Origin of the sequence: Providencia rustigianii DSM 4541, assembly GCF_000156395.1 — a bacterium.
In the GTDB taxonomy this organism is placed as follows: domain Bacteria; phylum Pseudomonadota; class Gammaproteobacteria; order Enterobacterales; family Enterobacteriaceae; genus Providencia; species Providencia rustigianii.
Genome location: NZ_GG703817.1, coordinates 951,909 through 977,011 on the forward strand (window position 1 = coordinate 951,909; position 25,103 = coordinate 977,011).

The window sequence follows — 25,103 nt, forward strand, 5'->3', positions numbered from 1 at the left end:
TATTCCTTACTCTGCGTGGCTAATTAACCAGCAGTTATGTATTTGACGGTTACGTGCGAAATCTTCTGAACGTGTTTTAGCCGTGATTTCTTGTGCTTTTAAGCCAAGCTCGTTCAATGCATCCATATCCATTTTGAATCCACGCTTGTTGTTTGAGAACATAACGGTTCCCCCACGACGTAGCATACGTTTTAAATGGGTTATCAGTTGTACATGGTCACGTTGAACGTCAAAAGTTCCATCCATACGTTTTGAGTTAGAGAACGTAGGTGGGTCGATAAAGATCAAGTCGAATTGCTCATCCGAATTCGCTAACCAACTCAAGCAATCCGCTTGCATTAAACGATGCTGGCGACCTGTTAATTGGTTGGCTTGTAAGTTTTTCTCTGCCCACTCTAAATAAGTACGGGACATGTCGACGGATGTCGTACTTTTTGCCCCACCTAAACCAGCATGAACCGTTGCTGTGCCGGTGTAGCAGAATAAATTTAAGAAGTCCTTACCGCGACTCATTTCCCCTAATAGGCGACGAGCAATCCGATGGTCAAGGAATAACCCTGTATCGAGATAGTCAGTTAAGTTAACCAGTAACTTAGCGTTATACTCGTTCACTAAAAAGAAATCGTCTTTCTGTGCTAATTTCTCATATTGCTGCTTACCTTTTTGACGCTGACGCGTTTTTAACACTAATTGATTTGATGTCAGCTCAAGCACATTCATGGTCGCAGTGATCACATCGAATAGACGCTGGCGAGCTTTACGCTCATCCACCGTTTTAGGTGGTGCATATTCTTGGATCACCACTTTGTCACCGTAAATGTCAACCGCGACATTATATTCAGGTAAATCGGCATCATATACACGGTAACAATCAACGCCCTGTTGTTTTGCCCACTTGCTCAATTTTTTGTAATTCTTACGGAGACGGTTCGCAAAATCAGGGGAAATTTCAGCAACTGTTTCTGAAGGAACATCGGCTAATTGGTAATTTTTCTGTACACAATCCAATGGGCCATTTTTCGCTTTAAATTCGCGTTCTGAACGTAGCTGTAAACAGCTTAATAACTCTGGTGACCCACTAAAAATCGACAAACGCCAGCCAGGGAAACGGGCTTTAGCAACCCGACCAAGTTGGCTGTGCAATGCAATTAAGGCAGGCTCACTTTCCAGACGTTCTCCGTATGGAGGGTTGCTGAGAATTGTTCCCTTAATATCTGTTTTTACTGGATTTTCCAGTGCTGCGGCATCACCATGATTAAAGGTAATTAAATCTTGTAAACCTGCACGACGCGCATTAGCACGCGCCATATCTAACACACGCTTATCGATATCAAAGCCATAAAAACGTGAAGTTGTCTCTTTTAAGCCCTGACGAAAACGAACTTGTGCTTCGGTCACTACTTCACGCCATAATTCAGGATTATGTTTTAACCACGCATTGAATCCCCAATGCTGACGATATAAACCGGGCGCTCTATCCGCAGCCATCATCGCCGCTTCAATTAATAACGTTCCTGAGCCGCACATTGGGTCAATCAGTGGGGTATCTTTTTGCCAACCAGAACGGTTAACAATCGCCGCCGCTAATGTCTCTTTTAATGGCGCCTGACCTGCAAGATCGCGATACCCACGAATATGCAGTGAGTCACCGCTGAGGTCTAATGCAACACTCGCGCGTTCTTTATTCAAATAAACGTTAACGCGAATATCTGCTTCTTGGCGTGCCACATCAGGACGTTGGTCTAATTTGCGAACAAAGCTATCCACGATGGCATCTTTGACTCTCAATGCACCGTATTGGCTATTGCGGATCTCTTCGTTAGTTCCCGTAAAATGCACCACAAATGTGTCATTCACAGAGAATATTTCTGACCAGTCGATTGCTTGCACACCAAGATATAAATCAAGGTCATTGTAGACATCAAAATCATTCAGAGGTAATAGAATACGGGATGCCAATCTGCTCCACAGCAGACTCTGATACATCACCCGGTCATCAGCCTGAAAATAGACACCCCCTTGTGCAATTTTGCACTGGCTAGCTCCAAGAGCTTCCAATTCCGTTTTCAGTAGTTCTTCCAGGCCTCGAGCTGTGCTGGCAAACAGAGAATTCATAGTATTTATTACCGATTTCGATGAAAAATTGTTGCGCATTATAGCTAATCTCATGCACTTGTCATAAAGTTGCTGAACAACAATTATAGGATTAAAAAATGATCACGCTTTCGCGCCTTTATACACACCCGGTCAAATCAATGAGAGGCATCCGCTTATCCCACGCATTTGCAGATACAAGCGGGCTAACATTCGATCGTAACTTTATGGTCACCACATTAGAGGGTAAGTTTATCACTGCGCGAAAATATCCGCAGATGTTACTATTTACGCCCGCGATGCTCAATAATGGGCTCTATCTCAGAGCACCAAATGGCGAAAGTGCTAGCGTATTGTATCAGGACTTTGGTCAGAAACAGAGTCCCACAGAAGTTTGGGGGAATCATTTTCATGCACTTATTGCCCCTGATGCAATAAATACTTGGTTAAGTACCTTTTTTGATGAGCCAGTACAATTACGTTGGCTAAGTCCTGAGCTATCTCGCCGCGTCAAAAAACACCATGAAGTCCCCCTCTCTTTTGCCGATGGTTACCCTTTCTTATTAATCAATGAAGCCTCAGTGCAAGAGTTACAACGCCGCTGCCCAGCGAGTATTAAACTTGAGCAATTCCGTGGGAACTTAATTATTACGGGTGCTAAACCCTTTGAAGAAGATACATGGCAACGAGTCCAAATCGGCGAAATTATTTTTACATTGGATAAGCCTTGTAGCCGCTGTATTTTAACCACAGTCAGCCCAGAAAAAGGCATCAAACATCCTAATGCAGAACCTTTAGCAACCTTGCAAACATTCCGAATGGATGACAGTGGCGATGTTGATTTTGGTCAAAATTTGCTCATTGAAAATACTGGCGTGATCCGGGTAGGTGATACTCTGACTGTACTCGAAACGAAATCTGCAAAGCAATATCCACTACGAGAAAGAGAGGTTCCAGTTGCGCAGACCACTCAAGTATCGCCGAGTAAAATTAGTTTAATGTTTGAAGAGACTGAATATGAAGGAAATACGGAGCACGTAATTCTTGAACAGCTGGAATACCATGGTTTATCCATTCCTTATTCTTGCCGCGCTGGGATTTGTGGTCGTTGTCGTATCTCGCTCATAGAGGGCGAAGTCACGCCGTTAAAGCAAAGTGCAATAAAGGAAAATGGTGATATTCTCGCCTGCAGTTGTATCCCCAAAAGTGCGATTAAGTTGGCATTTATGAAAAATCAAAACTAGTATCTAATGCCCAATAATCCCATTAAAGAATTTATTTTTCTAATGGGATTAGAAAATGAGATAAATTAAAAATATTACTATTTTCATATCACAGATAAGTAACAATTTTTATAGCTTTATATTATCTACCCATCTCTTTTTCAAATAATCTATTTCTGACCATGATCATTCATGATCTATTAAATAGCATTTACATAAAGCTGACGCTTACTCTTAGATTGATAATGCGCCATTCGATCATTCATGATCTTAATTGGATCGCAAAACCGTAAAGTTCGATCGGGTAATTCAAGTGATGACTCAGCTAATAAACATAAACTTGCAGAAGCACCTGCTTCAGCAATAATAAATGTTGAATAGGTATTCGTATTTTCTAAGCAAACTTGAATTAACTGACCTTGAGTTGGCGCATCAATATAATGAAACGATTTAAAATACCAACTTTTCGGCATCTGAGGTTTTAAAAAACGATAAGCAACAAGACTATTTAAGACTAATTCAGCGCGTTCTTCATGACTAATATTTAGCCTCTTTGCCTGCTCATCAAATAGATAAAATTCCCCAGCATCTTCAATACTAAAAGGCATTTCATTACGTGCAAAAGACGTTAGCATTTTAGCTGGAAAACACGACCGGAATATCATGCCGTTGGCGAGATCTAACATCACTCTGTCATGGTCACGATCAAAATACCAACGCCAATGATCATCAGGTTTAATATTCATAAACGATCCTTTAGCGATTTTATAGGCAAATAAAATTTTAAGTTGATCCTTAATTAGGATCTTACCTAAACATAAACTTAATTATATCCTAGCGCCTAAAAGATTAAGACATACGACAGACTGATTAACATAGGCAAACTACGCAGGTAAATAAATTACTAAATAAAAAATATATGCGTAACCTGTCACTTCATGGATATAAAACTAGGTTTAATATTAATATAGGATAAAAGGGGGAATAAATAAACCCCCTTGTATAATAAATCATCATTTTTTAGATATGATTAACAATATTCTTTATTAATTTTGGTCCATGATAAATAAAACCAGAATAAATTTGGATTAATGAAGCACCCGCTTCCATTTTTTCTCTTGCTGCGGTTAATGAATCAATTCCGCCCACACCAATAATAGGAAGCTTGCCATTTAATTCGCGAGAAATAAGTTTAATCACTTGGGTACTTTTTAATTGTACCGGACGACCACTTAATCCCCCAGCTTCATTACAGTGATTTAAACCTTGAACTAATGAGCGATCTAGCGTGGTATTCGTGGCAATAACGCCATCGATATTATGTCTTACCAAGCTATCTGCCACTTGAATAATTTCTTCTTCTGTTAAATCAGGGGCTATTTTCACTGCAACTGGAACATATTTTTGATGCAATGATTGCAACTCAAGTTGCTTAGCTTTAATACCACTGAGTAAGTCATCCAGTGCTTCGCCATATTGTAATGTACGTAAACCCGGAGTATTCGGTGATGAAATATTAATCGCAATATAACCTGCATGGGTATAAATCTTATCCATACAAATCAAATAATCATCTTTACCCTGCTCAACTGGCGTGTCTTTATTTTTACCGATATTAATCCCGAGAATCCCACCGTAAGTTGATTTTTTGACATTCTCAACGAGGTTATCAACACCTTTATTGTTGAACCCCATTCGGTTAATAATCCCTTCAGCTTCCACCACTCTGAAAAGCCGTGGCTTATCATTACCCACTTGCGGGCGTGGGGTGACCGTGCCTATTTCTATAAAACCAAACCCCATCGCACCAAATGCATCAATGCATTCGCCGTCTTTATCTAAACCTGCGGCTAAACCTAATGGATTTTTAAAGGAAAGTCCCATGCATTGAACGGGTTTGGTAGCAACAGATTGACGGAGAAGAAATTGGAGAGGGGAATTATTTAAACGCTGAAGCTGGCGGAACGTTAACTCATGGGCTTTTTCAGGATCAAACTGAAAGAGTGCCTTTCGGGCAAGATGATATAGCATATCTATTAACCTATTTTCTGTCTAAGTGCGATTGAAGACAAATCTCTCAGTGCGGACCGGACTACTTAAATGCTTGGCGCGCGAAAAAACACTCACTAAACTAAGTTTATGAGCATGAAATGAGAGTGGTTTGATAAAACGCCTGCTAGGGTAACCGATATATAGGGTAATAATCCATGAAAATATCACTAAAAGTGCTATTTGATTGATTTCGATCCAATCTGGGGGATCCCTTATCAATAAAAAGCCCCTAAGTATCACTACCTAAGGGCTGTAACTGCTCAGAAACTTAATTAGCTTTCTAATGCCTTACTAATTTTTTCAAACAAATCACCCGATAAATTTTCTAGGCCTTTTAATTTTTCAAGCACATCACGCATTAAGCCTTGGCGCTTCGCATCATAGCGCTTTAAACGGATTAGTGGCTCAATCAGTCGAGAGGCAACTTGTGGGTTACGTGTATTCAGATCTACTAAAATTTCATACAGGAACTGATAGCCGCTGCTATCTTCTGCATGGAAATTAACAGGATTTCCTGACGTAAATGCCCCCACTAATGCACGAACTCGGTTCGGGTTAGTCATACTAAACGAACGGTGATTTAACAGTTTCCGTACTGTGTTAACCGTATCTTTGGATGGGTTCGTTCCTTGCAACGTAAACCATTTATCCATGACTAAACCATCATGGTGCCAACGATCATCAAAATCTGCCATCAGCGTTGCGAGGCATGGCAAGCCAGCTTCATTCGCTGCAGTTAATGCCGCTAATGAATCAGTCATGTTATCCGCACCACGATACTGTTCTTCAACCAGCTTATTCGCAAATGCATGATCTTCTGCTGCCGCTAAATATTGCAAACACGTATTACGCAATGAACGTAAAGCGATGTCTTTATGCTCAACACGATACTCCGCAATATTAATAGAACGATAGACTGCTAACAGTTCATCGAACATTTCATTCGCTAACGTGCTATGTATAAAATCAATAACGGAGTGGATCGCTACCGGATCAATCACAGTAAATAGCTCTGCAATCTCATTTTCCGATGGTAACGTTAAGATCAATGCCGCTAATGCAGGATCGATTTGTTCATCGAGCAAGATTGCTCGGAATGCATCGACAACATGCTCTGGCAGAATTAATGCTTCACCTTTATGCAATCTTTCTACATTGATTTTAGCGTAGTTATTGATTAATTGTTGCGCCGCATCCCAACGAGAAAATTCATTGCTAGCATGCTGCATTAAGAATGCTAATTGCTCATCGGTATAAGGATAATCCAACTTCACTGGCGCAGAAAACTCACGTAATAAAGAAGGCACCGGATGCGAGGTTACATGATCAAAAACAAAGCTTTGCGATGCTTGAGTCACGTTCAATACGGAGTTTACGGGACTACCTTCACGCATTAATGGGATCACTGAACCGTCTTCGCCATAAAACTCAACATCTAATGGGATGTGTAATGGCTGTTTATCCGCTTGATCCGCTGTTGGTGGCGTCATTTGGCTGACATGCAATGTATATTGTTGTTTTTCTGGTGAATATTCATCGCGCACTGTTAATACTGGCGTACCCGACTGGCTGTACCAACGACGGAATAGAGAAAGATCTACATTCGATGCATCTTCCATCGCTTGTACAAAATCATCACAGGTTGCTGCACTACCATCATGACGATGAACATATAGCTGAATACCTGCTTGGAACATCTCTTCGCCAAGTAGGGTATGGATCATACGAATGACTTCAGAACCTTTCTCATACACAGTGAGTGTATAGAAGTTATTCATTTCGATAACTTTTTCTGGGCGAATTGGGTGTGCCATTGGGCTAGCATCTTCCGCAAATTGCGCCGCACGCATCACTTTAACATTATTAATACGGTTAACGGATCGAGAGCCTAAATCTGAACTAAATTCTTGATCGCGGAATACGGTCAGCCCTTCTTTTAGACTCAATTGGAACCAATCACGACAAGTAATACGGTTACCCGTCCAGTTATGGAAATATTCATGGCCAATTACTGATTCAATATTCAGATAATCTTTATCCGTAGCCGTTTCGCTCTTCGCTAAGACATATTTAGAGTTAAATACATTGAGACCTTTATTTTCCATTGCGCCCATGTTGAAAAAATCAACTGCTACAATCATATAGATATCAAGGTCATACTCTAATCCAAAACGCTCTTCATCCCATTTCATTGCATTTTGTAGGGATTTCATTGCCCACGGAGCACGGTCTAGATTGCCTTTATCAACAAACAGCTCTAAGGCAACTTCACGTCCTGTACGCGTCACGAAGACATCACGTAGAACATCAAAATCACCCGCAACTAGCGCAAATAAGTAACTTGGTTTTGGGAATGGATCTTCCCATTTAACCCAATGACGCCCATTGTCTAACTCACCTTCAGCAATACGGTTACCATTGGATAATAAATAAGGATAGCGAGCTTTATCTGCCGTAATAGTGGTAGTGTAACGAGCTAAAACATCTGGACGGTCTAAATAGTAAGTAATGTGACGGAAACCTTCAGCTTCACATTGCGTACATAACGCATCACCAGAAACATATAACCCTTCTAAGGCACTATTTTTCTCAGGGCTGATTTCATTCACAATGCGGAGCGTAAATGCTTCCGGTAATGATTCAATAATTAGCTTACCCTGCGCTTCTTTATATTGTGTCCACGGTTGCCCATCTACTTCAAGGCTAAGTAAGCTTAAATCTTCACCCGCTAACTCAAGGGTTGATGACTGAGGATTAAGGCGTTTTACCTCACTCACTGCTGTAACGATGGTTTTGGCGGGATCAAGGTCAAAATCAAGAGAAATTTCTGTAATGGTATAATCAGGCGCTTGATAATCCTGACGATATTTTGCTTGTCTTAACTGAGTCATAGATAACCTTTTTTGGTTCGTTATATCCGTGTCATAGTCTCTTATTGCTATATACAATACTATAAGACGTGGCAATGTGAATGGGTTTGAGAAACATTTGCATCACAAAAATCGATGTTTTTCTATTATGTCCTTCCAAATTTATACCGTGAGTATCCAACTTTGTGGCAAGCGAGTTTGCTTGTTGGTGCTATTGCCCTATCAAATATTAATTTACATGTTAGTATCATTAAGTGATTATTGTTCTTAACATGTTATTCCATTATCAATGGGACGGCCCTTAAACCAATAATCCCATTTATAGCGTTGAACTCAAAAATTAATTGGGTGGGTTAAAGTTGAATAATCCTCATACAACATAGAGATAGAATAACACTTCAATCTTTTGGTAAAGCGGGTATACTTTTTCAACTTTAACGATTTAGCAATTAGTAAGCTCCGCGAGGAACTCTGCGCGCATGAATTTAGACGTAACACCGATTATTACATCACTGCTTGATACTGATGCTTATAAGCTTCACATGCAACAAGCTGTTTTTCACCAATACAACCAAGTCCCTGTTGTTGCTGAATTTCGCTGTCGTAGCAGTGATATTTTAGGTGGTTATGCCAACGAGATTAGACAGCAAGTTCAATTAATGGCTCAGCTTTCTCTCTCGGATGACGAATTTGGCTATTTACGTACTTTGCCATTTTTCACCGATGATTATCTCGCATGGCTAAAAACATTCCGTTTTAATCCCGATCAGGTGGTAATCAGTGTTGCTAATGATGGGCAACTTGCTATCCGCATTCATGGTCCATGGCGTGAAGTGATTATGTGGGAAGTTCCTCTTCTTGCATTGGTCAGTGAAATCGCCCAAAGAGATAGACACCCTACAATTTCCAGCCAAGATGCTGTGAATCAGTTGCGTAAATTACTAGCACTGTTTTATCAGGAAGCTTCAGGGCATCACCTCGATCTTTCAGGCTTTAAGCTAATGGATTTTGGTACGCGTCGCCGTTTCTCTTATGAAGTGCAATCCGCCATTGTTGCCATGCTTAAGCAAGAGTTTCCGTACTTAGTTGGTACCAGCAACTACAAGCTGGCGAGAGAACTTGACTTATCCCCTGTAGGCACGCAAGCCCATGAGTGGTTCCAAGCGCATCAGCAAATCAGCCCAGAACTTGCCAATAGCCAACGTGAAGCGCTACAAAGTTGGTTAGATGAATATCCAAATCATCTTGGCATCGCACTAACCGACTGTATTACGATGGATGCATTCTTACGGGATTTTGATGGCGAATTTGCAAAACGCTATCAAGGACTGCGCCATGATTCTGGGGATCCTATCGAGTGGGGAGAAAAAGCGATTGCTCACTACCAAAAACTCGGCATTGACCCACACACGAAAACATTAGTGTTTTCTGACAATTTGGATCTACAAAAAGCATTAGAATTATATCGCTATTTCCATCAGCAAATTAATCTGGTATTTGGTATTGGCACCAGACTGACCTGCAATATTCCCAATGTGGTCCCGCTTAATATCGTGATTAAGCTGGTGGAGTGTAATGGTAAGCCCGTTGCTAAATTATCGGATAGCCCCGGTAAAACCATCTGTGAAGATGATGAATTTGTTAATCAGCTACGCAAAGCTTTTGACCTTCCTAAAATGGAAAAAGCCTGCTAAAACCAAATTAATAGCCCGATAACGATTTTTTACTTGTTTCCTGTCGAATGGCAAGTAACATAGCAGATTACCCCTGAAATATGGGATTTCGGAACCGATGTCGGGTTTACTGGTTTTATTCCTATAATGGCACGTCACTATTGACGATACTAAAGCAGTAAACCCCGTCATCTCATCTTGTTAACATTATTTAAAAGAGAGTAATTTTTATGATCGTTGCGCCTGTAGTCGATGTACTGCAAGGCCGTGTGGCGGTGGGCACTGAAGTCACCGTTCAAGGCTGGGTACGTACAAGGAGAGATTCAAAAGCTGGTTTTTCTTTCCTCGCCGTTTATGACGGTTCATGCTTTAACCCATTACAGGCTATCATCAATAATAATTTACCTAATTATAATGACGAAGTCCTGCATTTGACCACTGGCTGCTCTGTTGAGGTCACGGGTGTTGTTGCCGAATCTCAAGGTCAAGGTCAATCTTTTGAACTGCAAGCAACAGCGATTAAAGTGGTTGGCTGGGTTGAAGATCCTGATACTTACCCAATGGCACCAAAGCGCCACAGCGTTGAGTTCCTACGTGAAGCTGCTCACTTGCGCCCACGCACTAACTTAATCGGTGCTGTTGCCCGTGTACGTCATACCTTAGCGCAAGCTCTGCATCGTTTCTTTGACGAACAAGGCTTCTTCTGGGTATCTACCCCTCTGATCACCGCTTCTGATACTGAAGGTGCGGGTGAAATGTTCCGTGTATCCACGCTGGATTACAACAATTTACCGCGTACAGATAAAGGCGAAGTGGATTTCAGCCAAGATTTCTTTGGTCGCGAAGCGTTCTTGACTGTTTCTGGTCAATTGAACGGTGAAGCTTACGCTACCGCATTAAGCAAAGTGTATACTTTCGGTCCAACTTTCCGCGCGGAAAACTCCAACACCAGCCGTCACTTAGCCGAATTCTGGATGTTAGAACCTGAAGTGGCTTTCGCCAACTTAGATGATATCGCAGGTTTGGCAGAAAAAATGCTGAAATATGCCTTTAAAGCGGCATTAACTGAGCGCCGTGATGATTTAGAATTCTTTGCTGAACGTGTCGATAAAGATGTCATTGACCGTCTGGAACGTTTCGTAAATTCTGATTTCGCTCAAGTCGACTATACCGACGCGGTTAAAATCTTAGAAACCTGTGGCCAAAAATTCGAAAACCCAGTTTACTGGGGCGTGGATTTATCTTCGGAGCATGAGCGCTACCTTGCAGAGCAGCACTTTAAAGCGCCGGTAGTAGTTAAAAACTATCCGAAAGATATTAAAGCTTTCTATATGCGCCTTAACGAAGACGGTAAAACCGTTGCCGCCATGGATGTATTAGCGCCAGGTATTGGTGAAATCATCGGTGGTTCACAGCGTGAAGAACGCTTGGATATGCTGGATGCACGTTTAGAAGAAATGGGCATGAATAAAGAAGACTATTGGTGGTACCGTGATCTGCGTCGTTACGGCACCGTGCCTCATTCAGGCTTCGGTCTTGGGTTTGAGCGTTTAGTTGCTTATGTCACTGGCGTCGGCAACGTGCGTGAAGTGATTGCATTCCCACGAACCCCAAGAAATGCCTCATTCTAATCGGCTGAGTTTATCGCCTTTATAATATGGCAATCCGTATCGGGTCGATGTTACTGGCCCGATATTATTTATAAGCGGTATAATTTTTGAATAAATAATTTATCACCACACTTTATTTGAGATCTAAATCACATTTTTTCGTTTATAGCTTTATATCTTATGCTTTTAACGACAATCTAGATTCCATCTAAGAATAATCTGCTTTTCTAGCTTTACCACGCTTATTTAGCTGCGCACTTTTTACTCATCGGATAATCATTTAGTTCGAAAAAAGTTCAATTTGTCTTTCAAAAAAGTTCCCTCATTTTTGTAAAAAAAATTAAACTGGTACGATGAGTGGTTATTTTTTGCTCTATTTTTTACATTTTGAAACACCTTGTTACCATTTGTTTCAGAATCTTCGTTTTTGTAGCATTTTGGGGGTAGATAAATTTGTCTACCAATGGAACACTGGACGCCGACTAAAGACGACACTAATCTCTCACAAATAGTTCAAAAGAAATTTATGGATTATTTTTGGCAGTGGCAGGTGTCCGAATAACACCAATGAGGGTAATAATAATGATGAAGCGCAATATTCTTGCAATGGTTATTCCAGCTCTGTTAGCTGCAGGCGCAGCAAACGCAGCAGAAGTATATAACAAAGATGGCAACAAATTAGACGTTTACGGTAAAGTTGACGTACGTCACTACTTCGCTAACTCAGAAAGCGGCGAAGACGGCGACGATTCACGCGTTCGTTTAGGTGTTAAAGGTGACACTCAAATCACTGACCAACTGACTGGTTTTGGTCGTTTCGAGTGGGAAACTAAGACTAACAAAACTGAAGGCAACAACGACAACAAAAACCGTTTAGCTTACGCTGGTCTGAAATTCAAAGACTTCGGTTCAGTTGATTACGGCCGTAACTACGGTGTTGTTTACGACACGAACGCATGGACCGACGTATTCCCATTATGGGGTGCGGACACTATGGCTCAGTCAGACACGTTCATGACTCAGCGTAACCGTAACCTGTTAACTTACCGTAACAACAATATGTTCGGTTATGTTGATGGCCTGAGCTTTGCCCTGCAATACCAAGGCAAAAACACTGATTCTAACAAATCAGGCGTTGACAAAGCAGATAAAGACAACGGCGACGGTTACGGTTTCTCTACCGCTTATGACTTAGGCTGGGGCGTAACTCTGGGTGGTGGTTATTCTAACTCTGCTCGTACTGAAGCTCAGAAAGCTATTGGTTCTACTGCACGCGGTGAACGCGCTGAAGCATGGAACGTTGGTGCGAAATTTGATGCTAACAACGTTTACTTAGCAGCTATGTATGGTCAAACTCTGAATACAAATCACTATGGTGATTTAAACAGAATTGCTAACAAAACTGAAAACGTTGAGTTAGTAGCTCAATACCTGTTCGATTTCGGTTTAAAACCATCTATTGGTTATAACCAATCTAAAGGTAAATCTTTAGGTTTCACTAGCAAAGCTGGTGACAAGTATGAGAACCAAGATTTAGTTAAATATATCTCTGTCGGTTCTTACTACTACTTCAACAAAAACATGTCTGCAGTTGTTGATTACAAAATCAACCTGCTGAAAGACAACGACTTCACTAACGAAGCTGGTCTGATGACAGACAACGTAGTTGGTCTGGGTCTGGTTTACCAATTCTAATTATCCGTTAACGGATAATCTGAAAGCAGTAAACAATGTTTTTGAAAGGCAGCGCTTCGGCGCTGCTTTTTTTATTGCTATAAATTATTGTTATAAATCACCTTACTTTCTGAATTTATTGGTCTAAGTTACTGGCTTACCTTCAATTTATGGTTAAATTTAAGGTAATTAGTGCCTAGCTCACAAGATCACACCAATGTTTAGCAAAACGATTGGCAAAAACGCTTTCCCACGTTAATCTGATGACTCGACATTATCCGTTGCACCTCTTTTCAGCTAAACCACAGAGTTTTGGAATCGACAATATGTTTGAGAAAATCATTTCTGCCCCAGCTGACCCTATCCTCGGTCTTGCTGATACTTTCCGTGCTGATCCTCGCGATAACAAAATTAACCTCGGTATCGGTGTCTACAAAGACGAATCGGGTAAAACCCCAGTTCTCGATACGGTCAAAAAAGCCGAAAAATTCCTGCTAGAAAACGAAAATACCAAAAACTACCTGGCGATTAGCGGAATGCCGGAGTTTGGTCGTGTTACTCAAGAACTGCTGTTCGGCGCTAATCATGAAATCGTGACGTCTAAACGCGCGCGTACCGCACAAGCACCCGGTGGTACCGGTGCCCTGCGTATTGCAGCCGACTTTATTGCAAAACAAACTAACGCTAAGCGTGTTTGGATCAGCAACCCAACATGGCCTAACCATAAAAATATTTTTGAAGCTGCTGGTCTAGAAGTTCTGACCTACAACTATTACGATGCTGCAAACCATGACATGGATTTTGATGGCATGCTCAACAGCTTGTCATCTGCGGTTGCAGGGGATGTGATCGTCCTGCATGGCTGCTGCCATAACCCAACCGGTATCGACCCAACACCTGAACAGTGGACTAAGCTGTCCCAACTGTGTGCGGAAAAAGGCTTACTGCCGGTTTTCGATTTTGCCTACCAAGGTTTTGCCAAAGGTTTAGATGAAGATGCTGAAGGCTTACGTATCTTCACCAAAAATAACCCAGAAATGATTGTGGCTAGCTCATTCTCTAAAAACTTCGGTTTATACAATGAGCGCGTCGGCGCTTGTACCATCATTGCTAAAGACAGTGATAATGCAGAGCGTGCATTTAGCCAAGCTAAAGCCGTTATTCGTGCGAACTACTCTAACCCACCAGCACACGGTGCTGCGGTTGTCACAACAATTCTGTCTGATGAAGCGTTGAAAGCTGAGTGGATTCAAGAACTGACTGCAATGCGTGAACGTATTAAACGTATGCGCCAGCTACTCGTTAAAACATTGGAAGAAAAAGGCGCTAAACAGGACTTTGCGTTCATTATTAACCAAAATGGTATGTTCTCCTTCAGTGGACTGACTAAAGAGCAGGTAGAGCGTCTACGTAGCGAATTTGGTATCTATGCGGTTAGCTCCGGACGCATTAACGTAGCGGGCTTGACGCTGGAAAACATGGTTCCATTGTGTGATGCCATCGTAAAAGTGCTATAAACACATAAATTATTTTATACGTATAACTAAAAACACCCCATAAGGGGTGTTTTTTATATCTATAGGCTATTCACGTTATTTAAAAAACGCTGAGCATGAGGAATTGCTCCCCAACAATTTTGTTTATACTCAGACGCAGAGGAAGGGTCATAGCTATTTTCATGTTCAATACGTTGTTCAACTAACAGTTGGACTAATAGGTTAAATGTATTATTTGCCTCAGAGGTGGAAAAAGCAGCATGATTATTGATATGTTTCACATCTAAAAGGCTGGTGACATTCATTGGACTGTCTTTAAACATAATCGATACAGTTCGCCCTTTTTCAGATTTAAAGGTCATTTTAGATAAACCTTCAGATACTTTTTCATACTCCGCATCTTGTTTGAAGTTAATTAATATCACTTGGTTCACACCATAGTAATCCTCAATAGCTACATTCCCCTCGGAGTTTCCATCGATAATGTAAAGGTCATTCCCTATTCCTCCCATTAATCTATCACTGCCATGAGTGGAAATAAGGACATCTTGTCCTTTCCCTCCTTGTACAATATCATTTCCCTGACCACCCCATATAACATTTTCCCCCCCAGACACAAATAGTAAATCATTTCCCCGTCCTCCTTTGATAATACGCCCCTGTTTACTTTGGTCACTGATCCTGTCAGATCCATCTTGCGCTTCGATAAACCATTGTCCTCTAGGGGTATTAGTCGTGAGGTTTAAAATATTTGCTCGTGGTGTTACATTTATAGGTTTTAGTATATCTTTCTGCACAATATATAACTCATTAGCGGGCTTCCAATCATCCGCTAGGCCTAATCGCTGTGCTGTAGTGAGTTTATTAGCGAAGTGCTGCGTCAGTGACTCTAACCCATTTTTAAATAACTCTTTATGGGCTGCCGGGGGCCCATCGAGTAAATGAACGACTACCGAGCTTTCATTCTCCACTTTAGGTTGCTTAATCTGTACAAAATGTCCACTATTCGACAAATAAATATGGTAAGTATGCCCATCATCATCGGTTTTAATTAGAAAATGCGCATCAAAATTAAGCAAAAATATTTGATTATTCCCCTGGGTATCATCGATGTAAGTCACGCCTTCTTTATTTCCATCAATGAGATAGTCATCATCGCCAGCGCCACCCATCAAGACATCAGTTCCCTGGTCCGATAGCAATAAATCCCGGCCCTCCCCTCCAGTCAAGAAATCATCCCCCACTCCCCCATAAAGCACATTATGACCTTTTTCTGCTCTAAGGGTATCATCGCCATCGCCACCCAGCAGGACATGGCTCATTGCGCTATTGTCAATAATGGCATCATTACCGGCTAGACCATCTATCACTCTTTGCTTAGAAATATAGCCATGAGGAATAATAATCTTGTCATTATCGCCGGTAGCTTCATTGACTGTTATTAATGGCGTAATGGTTCCCTGCTCATCATTCCAGTTTATGGTAAATAAATGGCCATGTTTATCTTGGATCAGAACTGCATTACGTGTTTTTTCATTAACCTGATTAAATCGAATAGCTAACTGTGTCTGTAAAAATCGATCTTTTAATATCAGCCGAGAACCTTTCATTTTTAATTGATAACCATTCACCACCGGCAACAATAAAATGACTTTATCTTGATCGGTGTATTGGTGATGAACTTCTGAGAAATCAAAAATAATATCTCCATGCTCATAATCTAATTCACTAATTTGATAGGCATCTTGTCCTAAACTCACCTTTATTTGGCTACCCGACTTAACATGAGAAACAATGTTATTTTTTTCATTACCTCTATAGGTTAAATTCGTTGCTGCCCCCATGGGCAATAACGTTCCCCATGACGGAGAAACATAGATTTGTTTTCCATCAATGATTAATTCTCCTTTGGCCTCATCAATCAAAAGAGTTTTGTTATCTGAACTATGGAGCTGATCATTAACTTGCAAATAATGAATATTGAATAACTTATCACGATAAACAGACGGAGTTTCTATCGCTAAATGGCTCAATTCGCTCGTTAAAATAAACCCATCATGTGTACGTAAGTGATAGTGATGCCGAGCTTCTCGACCTTTTGACGTTGAGCGGTAAATATTTTTTAATTCCAGCGTAACTTGGCTATGAATATTAGTGAAAACGTATCCATCGATTTTTTCTGCCGGTAACTGGATTTTTATATATAAGTGGTTTCCCTCAACATACACATCATGTATTTCTTTTAACGAGTAATTTAGGCTCACAATGCTGGATGAATCTGTCGTTTCATCAATCGTGATCATTGCGTTATAATGCTTCTCATTTTTTAAATACTTAGATTTAACCGCGTTTTTCCTATCAATAGCTTTTGTCTGACGATTAAACTTATATCTTGTATAATATAAGTCATCAACATTCTGAGCCCAGACAAAACGTCTAATCTGATAACTGTCGCTACCATTTCCTCCATTAGCATAGCCTTGGGTCAAAATAAGCTTATCGTCACCGTCGTGACCATATAGAGTATCTATCCCTAACCCACCATCTAAAATATTATGATTTTCATCGCCTTGTACTTCATCATTAGTGTTTCCACGAACGACTATATGCTCAATACTATTTAAGTGTGCAACATAAATAGTCTCCTGATGATCCTCTCGTTGATAACTTATCTGGTTCTCATTTAAATTAACTTTGGCACGATATTCATCAGGTAAGTTATCAATAATTAACGTATCATTGCCTTGCTGACCATCCAAAAACTTTGTGGGTTCATTTCCTCGATAACGTAAAGATGCAAGACTGTTATCCCGCAAATAAAAATAATCATCATGCTCACCACCCGCAAAATACTTTTCTCCTGACAAAATTAGGAATGCATTTTTACGATTCTGGAAACCAATAATCAGATCATTTCCAGTGGCGCTATTAAAACTGCTCCCGCGGCTATCCCTATCATTCAAATACCAACTAATTTTTCTTTTATCATCAACTAAATGCTTGCTATCACGCTGATAACTACCCGAAAAAATTGTTTGCCCTAAAGGTCCAAATTTAGTTTTTTTAGAAAAAAAACTCAATTGCTCAGGATTGGAGCGTCCTAATTGCTCTTCAATAGGCAACTTTAAATCTGTATCTTGAATCTGATGCCTATTTTTAAATTGTGCCAACAATGGGTTTGAATAGCCGGGATTAAACGAATATCGTTCATCCGATGATTCGCTACCAACACGTTTTAGCTCAAAAGTTTCTTTCAATTCTTTTTTATATGGCGAGACATATCCATGACTACCTTGACCTTTACGCCCCGCTTTTCCATCATAAGTTAATATATAGGAATTCAATAATAAGTTAGCATCTTGTAATGTATATGATGGAGCCCCTCGTTTGGTAAGGCGCATCTCTCCAGTGTATAGTCCAGTTTTTACATAACCAAGTGTTCCACCAAAATAATCACCTTGATTATCCACTAAATAATAACGATCGATTTCCTGATAAGTAGGCTTGTCAATAACACTGAGATGATGGTCAAAACCTACATGACGTAATGATTGTTCAAAATGATGAAGGTCAATATCCCAATCAGAATGCTTGAATGAATCAATGTATCGCTTAATAATGATTTCTTGTTGAGTTCGTTGAGTCGGATCTAAACCTAATGCTCCGCGGATACCTTCTTCTAGCTCACGGTCCCAACTAATATCAATATCTGCCTTAATATTTTCAACTGCACGCCGTCCGTTATAAATCCAGCCACCCACAATTAAAAGACCACCTACAACCAAACCGACAACAGGAATAGTAGATGAAGAGACCAAAACACCAACAACAGTCACCCCATTGATAACAAAACTCGCAATAGAGAAAGAGGCATTCACAATCAAATCTTGGCGCTGCTTTGGATCGGTCACACTATCTAGCTTAGATAAATTATCATATACTTGATAGGCATCAATACCCATACCAACTAGGTTAAATACAACAACGACCCCTGAAGCAATTCGACTTTTGGTTAATGAAGAGGCACTATTATTGCTAGCTATTTTCAACAAAATGGGCTGCAAAATCATATCGCCGTAATTGAAAAATGCGGAGCCACAGGAGATATAAAGCTGTTTTTCTAATTCAGCATACTCTTCTGCCGTTAAATCAGGGTTGTTGAGTTTATTCAAGAGGCTGGAAATACTGATTAATGCTTGAGTCATTCCAGCCCCCCCCATCGTTTGACCTGCACGAGATCCAATACGCTGAAATAACGATAATTTTTTCCCTGTTGTATTTAAGTCAACTACTAATGCAGGTAACCGTTGTGTATCATTAATATCCGGAGCTGCTTCAATTATTTTAATTTGTTTTTTGTAAACAGCGCTCGTCGTAAAATCTATCTCATTATCAATAATCGGATTATTATCATGCTTGGCACGATAAATTATTTTTAATAACGCATGGTCTGACTGACTGCCCTCAAGCATCGCCAATTCAAGTGATAATTTATTGCCATTAATACGAGCATTTGCATCCCAGCCTATTTGTTTCGTATGTGCTAAAGTAATCGCTTCTCCATCAACGGTTACCCCTAAATTTTGTAATCTTGCTAATGCAATTTTTTCACCATAGAATGTCACCCAGCAGTTGGCTGGTGACGTGGTTTCTATTTGCTGAGCAATAATATTTCGTTGAGACGCTAAATCACCGAATAGTTTTCTATCACGAATATCGACATATTCTAGGTCGGCTCTAAAATGGCCTTTTTCATCTTTATTCAACCCCGCATGCTGCCCACGAATTATTTTCTTACCGTCGTCTAGCATGATCTCTTCATTGAAATAATCTCGTATTAACTGAAAGAAACTTTTTTTAGCCATGTAATGGTCACTAAGTGACACACTAACCTGCAGGCCATTAGGATCAAATAAACTGTATTGTTTAAGTCCATTTTTTGTAATTTGACTAATCGTGAAAGTGGTATTTTTCCCTTTGATAAACAATAGGCTATCGTTATCATTATGATAATAGGTATTACTTGTCGATAGCGTATCTAAAATAGATTGATCCGCCGATAAAATTCCTTTCTTTGAATAGCGATTTTCCACTTCAGAGATGTAATGCTGAATTTGATGTAATGCTTCAGCTTCCGTGGTAGAAAGTGTTCCTTGCTGCTGTTTTTGTAAGAACTCAGCACGTAGTTCAACTAAATCACGAGCTTGATCAACACCAAATAACTGGTGTTCTATACTTAGAATCAATCCTATATTTTGATCAAATGTCGAGGAATAACCACTATTCCTTATCCAGCCATGATGAAATAGGCTGATTTGTCTACCATCAGGTTGATTATTTTGCTGATTGAGCAGCTGTCTAAATTGTTGATGTTTTTGCCGTTGACCATCACGATATATCTGCAATACCTGTGCTAAAGTTAAGTTTTTTAAACCGCTTTCCTCAATGTTGTCTATATGAAGGCTGCTAAGCATTAATAGTTCATCATTAAGCCGTGTATACGCATTAGCATTTGTCACTAATGCGATAATTTCGCTACGATTAACCCCATATATTGAAGGATATAACACTTTTAATTGCGCAATAGAGCGCTCACTTAAATGATTTATCATCGTTGGGTCATGATGTAAGCCTTGCAAAATTATTCTGAGATCCGCAGCTTGTCCTTGTAGTGAAGCTGCTCGTGGTAATTCAAACAACGCATCAAAATGTGCTTTATTTTCTGTTAGTTCATAGGAAAGATAACGATTTATTTCCATATTGAGCAATGGATCATTAACTACAATTTTTATTTTATTAACATCTATCTCCCCAGTATCATCCATAAAATATGTCTCCATATAAGGATGCTCAGTGAGCTGAATTCTATTCACATCAATTTCTTTTAACGCAATGCGCTCGAGTAAAGATTGCACCTTTTGATGATTAGTTTGGCTAAGCACTGAGCTATCTGAATTGATAAAGGGCCTATTATTAGTGGGTACAACGGTTTCACGGGTAAACTGGGTTATGACCGAAGCATTCACGCCATGCTGCTTTAAATGAGCAGATAAATCTGCTGCAAACTGATGGTGTTCAGCACTTGTTGTGAGCATCTGAGGGCCAATAGAATGGAAGAAAATACTCTCAGGTGATATCACTGGGTATTTTTGTTTTACCGCAACCAACCCTGCTAATAAATTTTGTGTTGGCTTTCTAATAACCTCAGAATCCCCAATAACCGTCCATTTTACGGGCTTTTGGCTTTCAATTAACGAAGGTATCTCTGACTCACCATATTCAATAGTCCACTTTTTATTATCGATATCCATCTGGAAAATAATGGTATTTTTTGCATTCTTTGCGGCTATCTGTTCTGCAACTTGCCTCCCTTTAGGACTACCAACCACTCGAATAACAACAGATACCGAATTATCCTCTGGCATGACATTAGCTGCTGCAATCTGCTGGATATTAGTGCTGTTCACCATTTTCCATATTGGAATAGATTTCATACCAAGTTCATTGAGTCTCGTAGAAAAATCTCGATGAAAACTATTAGGCAAAATACCTTGATATCGTTTTAATTCACTGACGAATAACTCATACGCCTTCGGGTTATAAGCCACTTTCTTGATCAAATCAAAATCGAGCTGTCGTGTACCTAAATCTCTAAATGCTCCTAGCGGGTCAAGCTCAAGGCTATTATTTAACTGTGATAATGTAATTTCACCACGGCGTAGTTCATTGATGAAATATAATGTCGATGAACTTTTATTAATTCTAACTTGCTGGGTATCAACATTAAATTGATAGATAAATTTATAACCTTTAGTACCTACAGAATCATTGCTACTTCCATCAGCCTTAACAAATTTATTTCCTAAATAAATATTTTTAAGTAGGCGATTATAAGCTGTAATCGGCATATTCAAGTTATGCTCAGATAATGCTGCGGTTGCTCTCAGAGCAAAATTTTCATTAATTCCACCACGCCCTAAATTACATCCCATTAATACCAATTTTGATGGTTGATTATTATTTAAGACTTTCTTTTGTAAATAACGAATCGAATCAGAAAATTGTCTAGCATTCACATCAGCATATAATGTAGGCTGATTACTCCCTAGATAACTCCCATGACCAACCGTTATCCACCTTACTTTCCCTGAATCTAATCTGGAAATATCTCCGTGCAAAATTTTATATTGTTTCGTTTTCAAATTGAACTGAATGACCATCGAGTCATCTGGGTGCTTCGAAAATGCATTTGCCGCCGCATTTGTTGATGCATTATCCCCTTCAAGTTGAATGATCACATTGTAACCATATTCTGTAGGCTTTATAGTTCTTGATATTTCAGCATCCAGCTCCTTAGCAAGACGATATTTCAACATTGGGTCTAACCAGGTATCAATAGAGTCGGTTGCTATGGATGATTCCCCTGACAATAAAAACACATTATGTTGTTTTATTTCATCCAAATAGACATCATCAAATCCCTCGTCTAATTGAGATATTGGTTTACCGAGAATATTTTCCATTTCGTTATCATAAGCTCGGTTACTTTTCCTAATTCCTTCATATCCAAAACCATCATTCAACTCATTAGCAAGACTTTTCTTTCTTGCTATTTCAATACGCCCCTCAATAAAGCTTTCTGATATTTTTCTTTTAGGATCAAAATACTGTCCATTATCACCTTCATTCCATATTTTATTTAAGGGAGCCCGATAGCCTTGATTAATTAACAACTGTTGAAAATTAGATAGTTGCTCTGCATTATTGATAATAATAGCGCCTTGCGCGTTCATCTGAAAATAAGTGGAAATAGATTCAGATGCCCCTGTCAATGCATTTCTACCTTTCAATTTTTCAGGAAGGAAAAAAGTAATAGGAAAATTGTCGTGCATCACACTCGCAGGGTTCGCATCGTCTGCACCATGATGAATTAATTCCATACCATCTGTCCGACCAAGCCTTCGATTTAGCTTATTTTTTATTTCTTTAATTTTGCTATTTGTAATGCCATTATCTCGCCCCTCTTGTTTATTATATTCCGCTTCATTTTCATATAACGCTTTCTGATATACCGTTAATTCATCATAATTAATACCACTCTTCCATTCTGCCCAGCTTGGCATTTCCGTCACTTTGGCATAGTGTTCTAATTCCGAAATCGGAAAAATAATACTAAAAAGATCATAATCAGCCGTCATCGATTTTCCTGTTTTAGGATCACCAATAACATAGAATGGCTTTATTTCTCCCTCTTCCTGATGATAAAGTTGCCAAAAATCACCCTCACCATGAGACGATTTTTTTAGATAAAAAACAATCTCTTTCCCATCAAGTAATGATATTACTTCACTATAACCAAGCTCATTCATACCTCTTGAAGGCAAAATAGCTTTATGCTGTAAAAGCTCATTTACTCGTTCTGAAGAAATTTCAAGCACAACGGAAATAGCACTTCCTTCGTTAAGAGATTTTTGGATATATTGGTTGTACTTATCAACATCTTCCCTAGCTGATTTCTTAGCAAACTTTTGAGAAATAGGAATAAAGCCTGCATGAGGCCCCCAATCAGAACTTTTTCCTTTGATAGCTAAACCTTTGCTACTGTAATATCCTGACTCTATTAAATTTCTAGACTTCAGGTCAACAGGACGAATACCAATAATAATATTTTCGTCATTGGCAACCTGATTGATGGAATGTTGATGAGATACGGGAATCCCAGAAATAATCGAAGGTTTCGTGTCTGTTAGTGGCTTTAAATGTAAATTAACACTATCATAATCCTTGCTAACTAAATCTATATTATTTTCCTTTCGTGAAACATTATTTAATGTGCTAACATCAAAGTTTTTACCAACAGAATAAACTTTACTACCACTTTGTGAAATCACAATATCACCTGATAACGTTGATAGTGAATCTAAATTTGCATTGATGGTTGAAGTTAATTCTGTTATATCAAGTATATCAGTATAAATATATTTAGAGTTATTTTTTAAACTCAGTTTAACCTTAACAAATTCACTATCGAAAAATAATTCTTTATATTTTAATTTATTCTCCCTATTTTCATCCAAATAAATATTTTTTCCTTCTTCAGTAAACAGTAACGTTTCTGTCATATGAAGATCATTAACATTAATATCTTTTAATGGTTTCTTTGTAGACTCTAAGAGATCAAATTGGGTAAAATTAATCAAGAAATCATTATCTTTCTTTTTAAAAAGATAGAATTTCGATTGCTGGCTAACATATTTATGAAGAAATTCACTAAAATCGTTTTTTTTATGATTTTTTATTATACCTATATTAGGATCGAAAAATAGATAATCCCATGACTTAGTATCCGTGTTATATTTTACAGATATTGCCATTGCGTGATTAGGACTTGAAAATTCAAACAATAACTGTTCACGACTTGTTTTGATGTGGTTATTTATCTTATCAATAAATTTATTTACTGTTATTTCTGTTCTAGCACTTGTTCTATCAAGATAGCTATGATAATAATCATTAATTTTAACTCCATTATTTGAATTAAATTTTTCTTGCTGATGATAATTATCCCATTGAATACTTTTAGATATCATTTCTCTGAAAAAATTTGCATCATCGAGAGTAAAGTCATTATTTTGTAAGTTATCTCTATTATTAAATTTTTTATAGAATGAAATAAACCAAGGATCTGATAATAATTCAGCACCTTTTCCACTCTCAAAAAAAACAGAGTCTTTACTAAGTGCACTATAAAAATCATTAATTTTTATTCTTTGTAACTCGTACATATAATCGACATATTTCTTAGCGATCTGATTTTTTCGATAATAAATTTTATATGCTACTTTATTCTTATCTATTGATTTACTCATATAATTTATTAATGAATCCCCTTCAATGGGATAATCAAAACCTTTACTTAATAAGTCTCCTTCAATTCCTGAATTAATTTCAATACCTTGAGTAAATATTACATCTCTCATTGATTCATTAAGTAATAAAGAAGCATGTATTTTTAAGGCTTTATTTTTTACTTTACTAATGTGACTTTCATTTTCAGAATCACTATTAATTATTGACAGAAAATCATTCATTTTATGAAAATATTTTTCATTTTGATCTATCGTACTGTAGGCTAAAAAAGCATAAGAAAATCCATAACAATAACCGCCTGAATTTGAATAATTTATACCATTTACTGTTGTCATTTTATTTAAAATTTTCACATTGTTTTTTTTAAAAAAAAATTTTATCCATTTATTTCTATAATCATTAGAATAATCAATAAATTCTTTCTGAATAAATTTTACGGCGAGATGATTCTTTTTCATAAATATCCTTATTAAAATGAAAATAATGATTCATTACATGATTTGATTACAATTAAAATTTAAATCATATTTAAAATATCAAA

10 protein-coding genes are annotated in these 25,103 nt (G+C 38.7%); 5 read left to right on the forward strand and 5 right to left on the reverse strand.

Features of this window, described 5'->3' with window-relative positions; translation table 11 throughout:
• Window positions 1–6: 6 nt before the first annotated feature.
• Window positions 7–2,115, reverse strand: coding sequence for a bifunctional 23S rRNA (guanine(2069)-N(7))-methyltransferase RlmK/23S rRNA (guanine(2445)-N(2))-methyltransferase RlmL (gene rlmKL / locus PROVRUST_RS04650; protein WP_006813555.1), 2,109 nt, complete (start codon window positions 2,113–2,115; stop codon window positions 7–9).
• Window positions 2,116–2,213: 98 nt separating this feature from the next.
• Between rlmKL and PROVRUST_RS04655 the strand changes: the two genes are divergently transcribed.
• Window positions 2,214–3,338 carry a YcbX family protein gene (locus PROVRUST_RS04655; protein WP_039854300.1) on the forward strand — a complete coding sequence of 375 codons (1,125 nt, stop codon included), beginning with the start codon at window positions 2,214–2,216 and terminating at the stop codon, window positions 3,336–3,338.
• A 179-nt stretch (window positions 3,339–3,517) separates the two neighbouring features.
• Here the strand turns inward: PROVRUST_RS04655 and PROVRUST_RS04660 are convergent, their stop codons facing one another.
• From PROVRUST_RS04660 to pepN, 3 genes are all read right to left on the reverse strand, one after another.
• A complete protein-coding gene (locus PROVRUST_RS04660) occupies window positions 3,518–4,063 on the reverse strand; it encodes a cell division protein ZapC (RefSeq protein ID WP_006813557.1) in 546 nt (181 codons plus the stop codon).
• A 274-nt stretch (window positions 4,064–4,337) separates the two neighbouring features.
• Window positions 4,338–5,348 (reverse strand): quinone-dependent dihydroorotate dehydrogenase, encoded by a 1,011-nt coding sequence (gene pyrD / locus PROVRUST_RS04665; protein WP_006813558.1) that lies wholly within the window; start codon window positions 5,346–5,348, stop codon window positions 4,338–4,340.
• Between the two features lie 293 nt (window positions 5,349–5,641).
• Window positions 5,642–8,260: an aminopeptidase N gene (pepN, locus tag PROVRUST_RS04670; RefSeq protein ID WP_006813559.1), complete on the reverse strand. Its 2,619-nt coding sequence runs from the start codon at window positions 8,258–8,260 to the stop codon at window positions 5,642–5,644.
• Window positions 8,261–8,718: 458 nt separating this feature from the next.
• Between pepN and pncB the strand changes: the two genes are divergently transcribed.
• The 4 genes from pncB (at window position 8,719) to PROVRUST_RS04690 (ending at window position 14,713) form a co-directional block, all read left to right on the forward strand.
• Window positions 8,719–9,933 (forward strand): nicotinate phosphoribosyltransferase, encoded by a 1,215-nt coding sequence (gene pncB, locus PROVRUST_RS04675; RefSeq protein WP_006813560.1) that lies wholly within the window; start codon window positions 8,719–8,721, stop codon window positions 9,931–9,933.
• Between the two features lie 209 nt (window positions 9,934–10,142).
• Window positions 10,143–11,543, forward strand: coding sequence for an asparagine--tRNA ligase (asnS, locus tag PROVRUST_RS04680; protein ID WP_006813561.1), 1,401 nt, complete (start codon window positions 10,143–10,145; stop codon window positions 11,541–11,543).
• Window positions 11,544–12,104: 561 nt separating this feature from the next.
• Window positions 12,105–13,217, forward strand: coding sequence for a porin (locus PROVRUST_RS04685; protein ID WP_282666980.1), 1,113 nt, complete (start codon window positions 12,105–12,107; stop codon window positions 13,215–13,217).
• A 305-nt stretch (window positions 13,218–13,522) separates the two neighbouring features.
• Window positions 13,523–14,713, forward strand: a complete 1,191-nt coding sequence (locus PROVRUST_RS04690) for an amino acid aminotransferase (protein WP_039854302.1) — start codon at window positions 13,523–13,525, stop codon at window positions 14,711–14,713.
• A gap of 59 nt (window positions 14,714–14,772) precedes the next feature.
• On the opposite strand, the gene PROVRUST_RS19540 is transcribed toward PROVRUST_RS04690, so the two are convergent.
• Window positions 14,773–25,020 carry an anthrax toxin-like adenylyl cyclase domain-containing protein gene (locus PROVRUST_RS19540; RefSeq protein ID WP_006813565.1) on the reverse strand — a complete coding sequence of 3,416 codons (10,248 nt, stop codon included), beginning with the start codon at window positions 25,018–25,020 and terminating at the stop codon, window positions 14,773–14,775.
• Window positions 25,021–25,103 lie beyond the last annotated feature (83 nt).

Coding starts and splice junctions, on each gene's coding strand:
- rlmKL (WP_006813555.1), bottom strand. CDS start 2,115: ATGAATTCTCTGTTTGCCAGCACAGCTCGAGGCCTGGAAGAACTACTG.
- PROVRUST_RS04655 (WP_039854300.1), top strand. CDS start 2,214: ATGATCACGCTTTCGCGCCTTTATACACACCCGGTCAAATCAATGAGA.
- PROVRUST_RS04660 (WP_006813557.1), bottom strand. CDS start 4,063: ATGAATATTAAACCTGATGATCATTGGCGTTGGTATTTTGATCGTGAC.
- pyrD (WP_006813558.1), bottom strand. CDS start 5,348: ATGCTATATCATCTTGCCCGAAAGGCACTCTTTCAGTTTGATCCTGAA.
- pepN (WP_006813559.1), bottom strand. CDS start 8,260: ATGACTCAGTTAAGACAAGCAAAATATCGTCAGGATTATCAAGCGCCT.
- pncB (WP_006813560.1), top strand. CDS start 8,719: ATGAATTTAGACGTAACACCGATTATTACATCACTGCTTGATACTGAT.
- asnS (WP_006813561.1), top strand. CDS start 10,143: ATGATCGTTGCGCCTGTAGTCGATGTACTGCAAGGCCGTGTGGCGGTG.
- PROVRUST_RS04685 (WP_282666980.1), top strand. CDS start 12,105: ATGATGAAGCGCAATATTCTTGCAATGGTTATTCCAGCTCTGTTAGCT.
- PROVRUST_RS04690 (WP_039854302.1), top strand. CDS start 13,523: ATGTTTGAGAAAATCATTTCTGCCCCAGCTGACCCTATCCTCGGTCTT.
- PROVRUST_RS19540 (WP_006813565.1), bottom strand. CDS start 25,020: ATGAAAAAGAATCATCTCGCCGTAAAATTTATTCAGAAAGAATTTATT.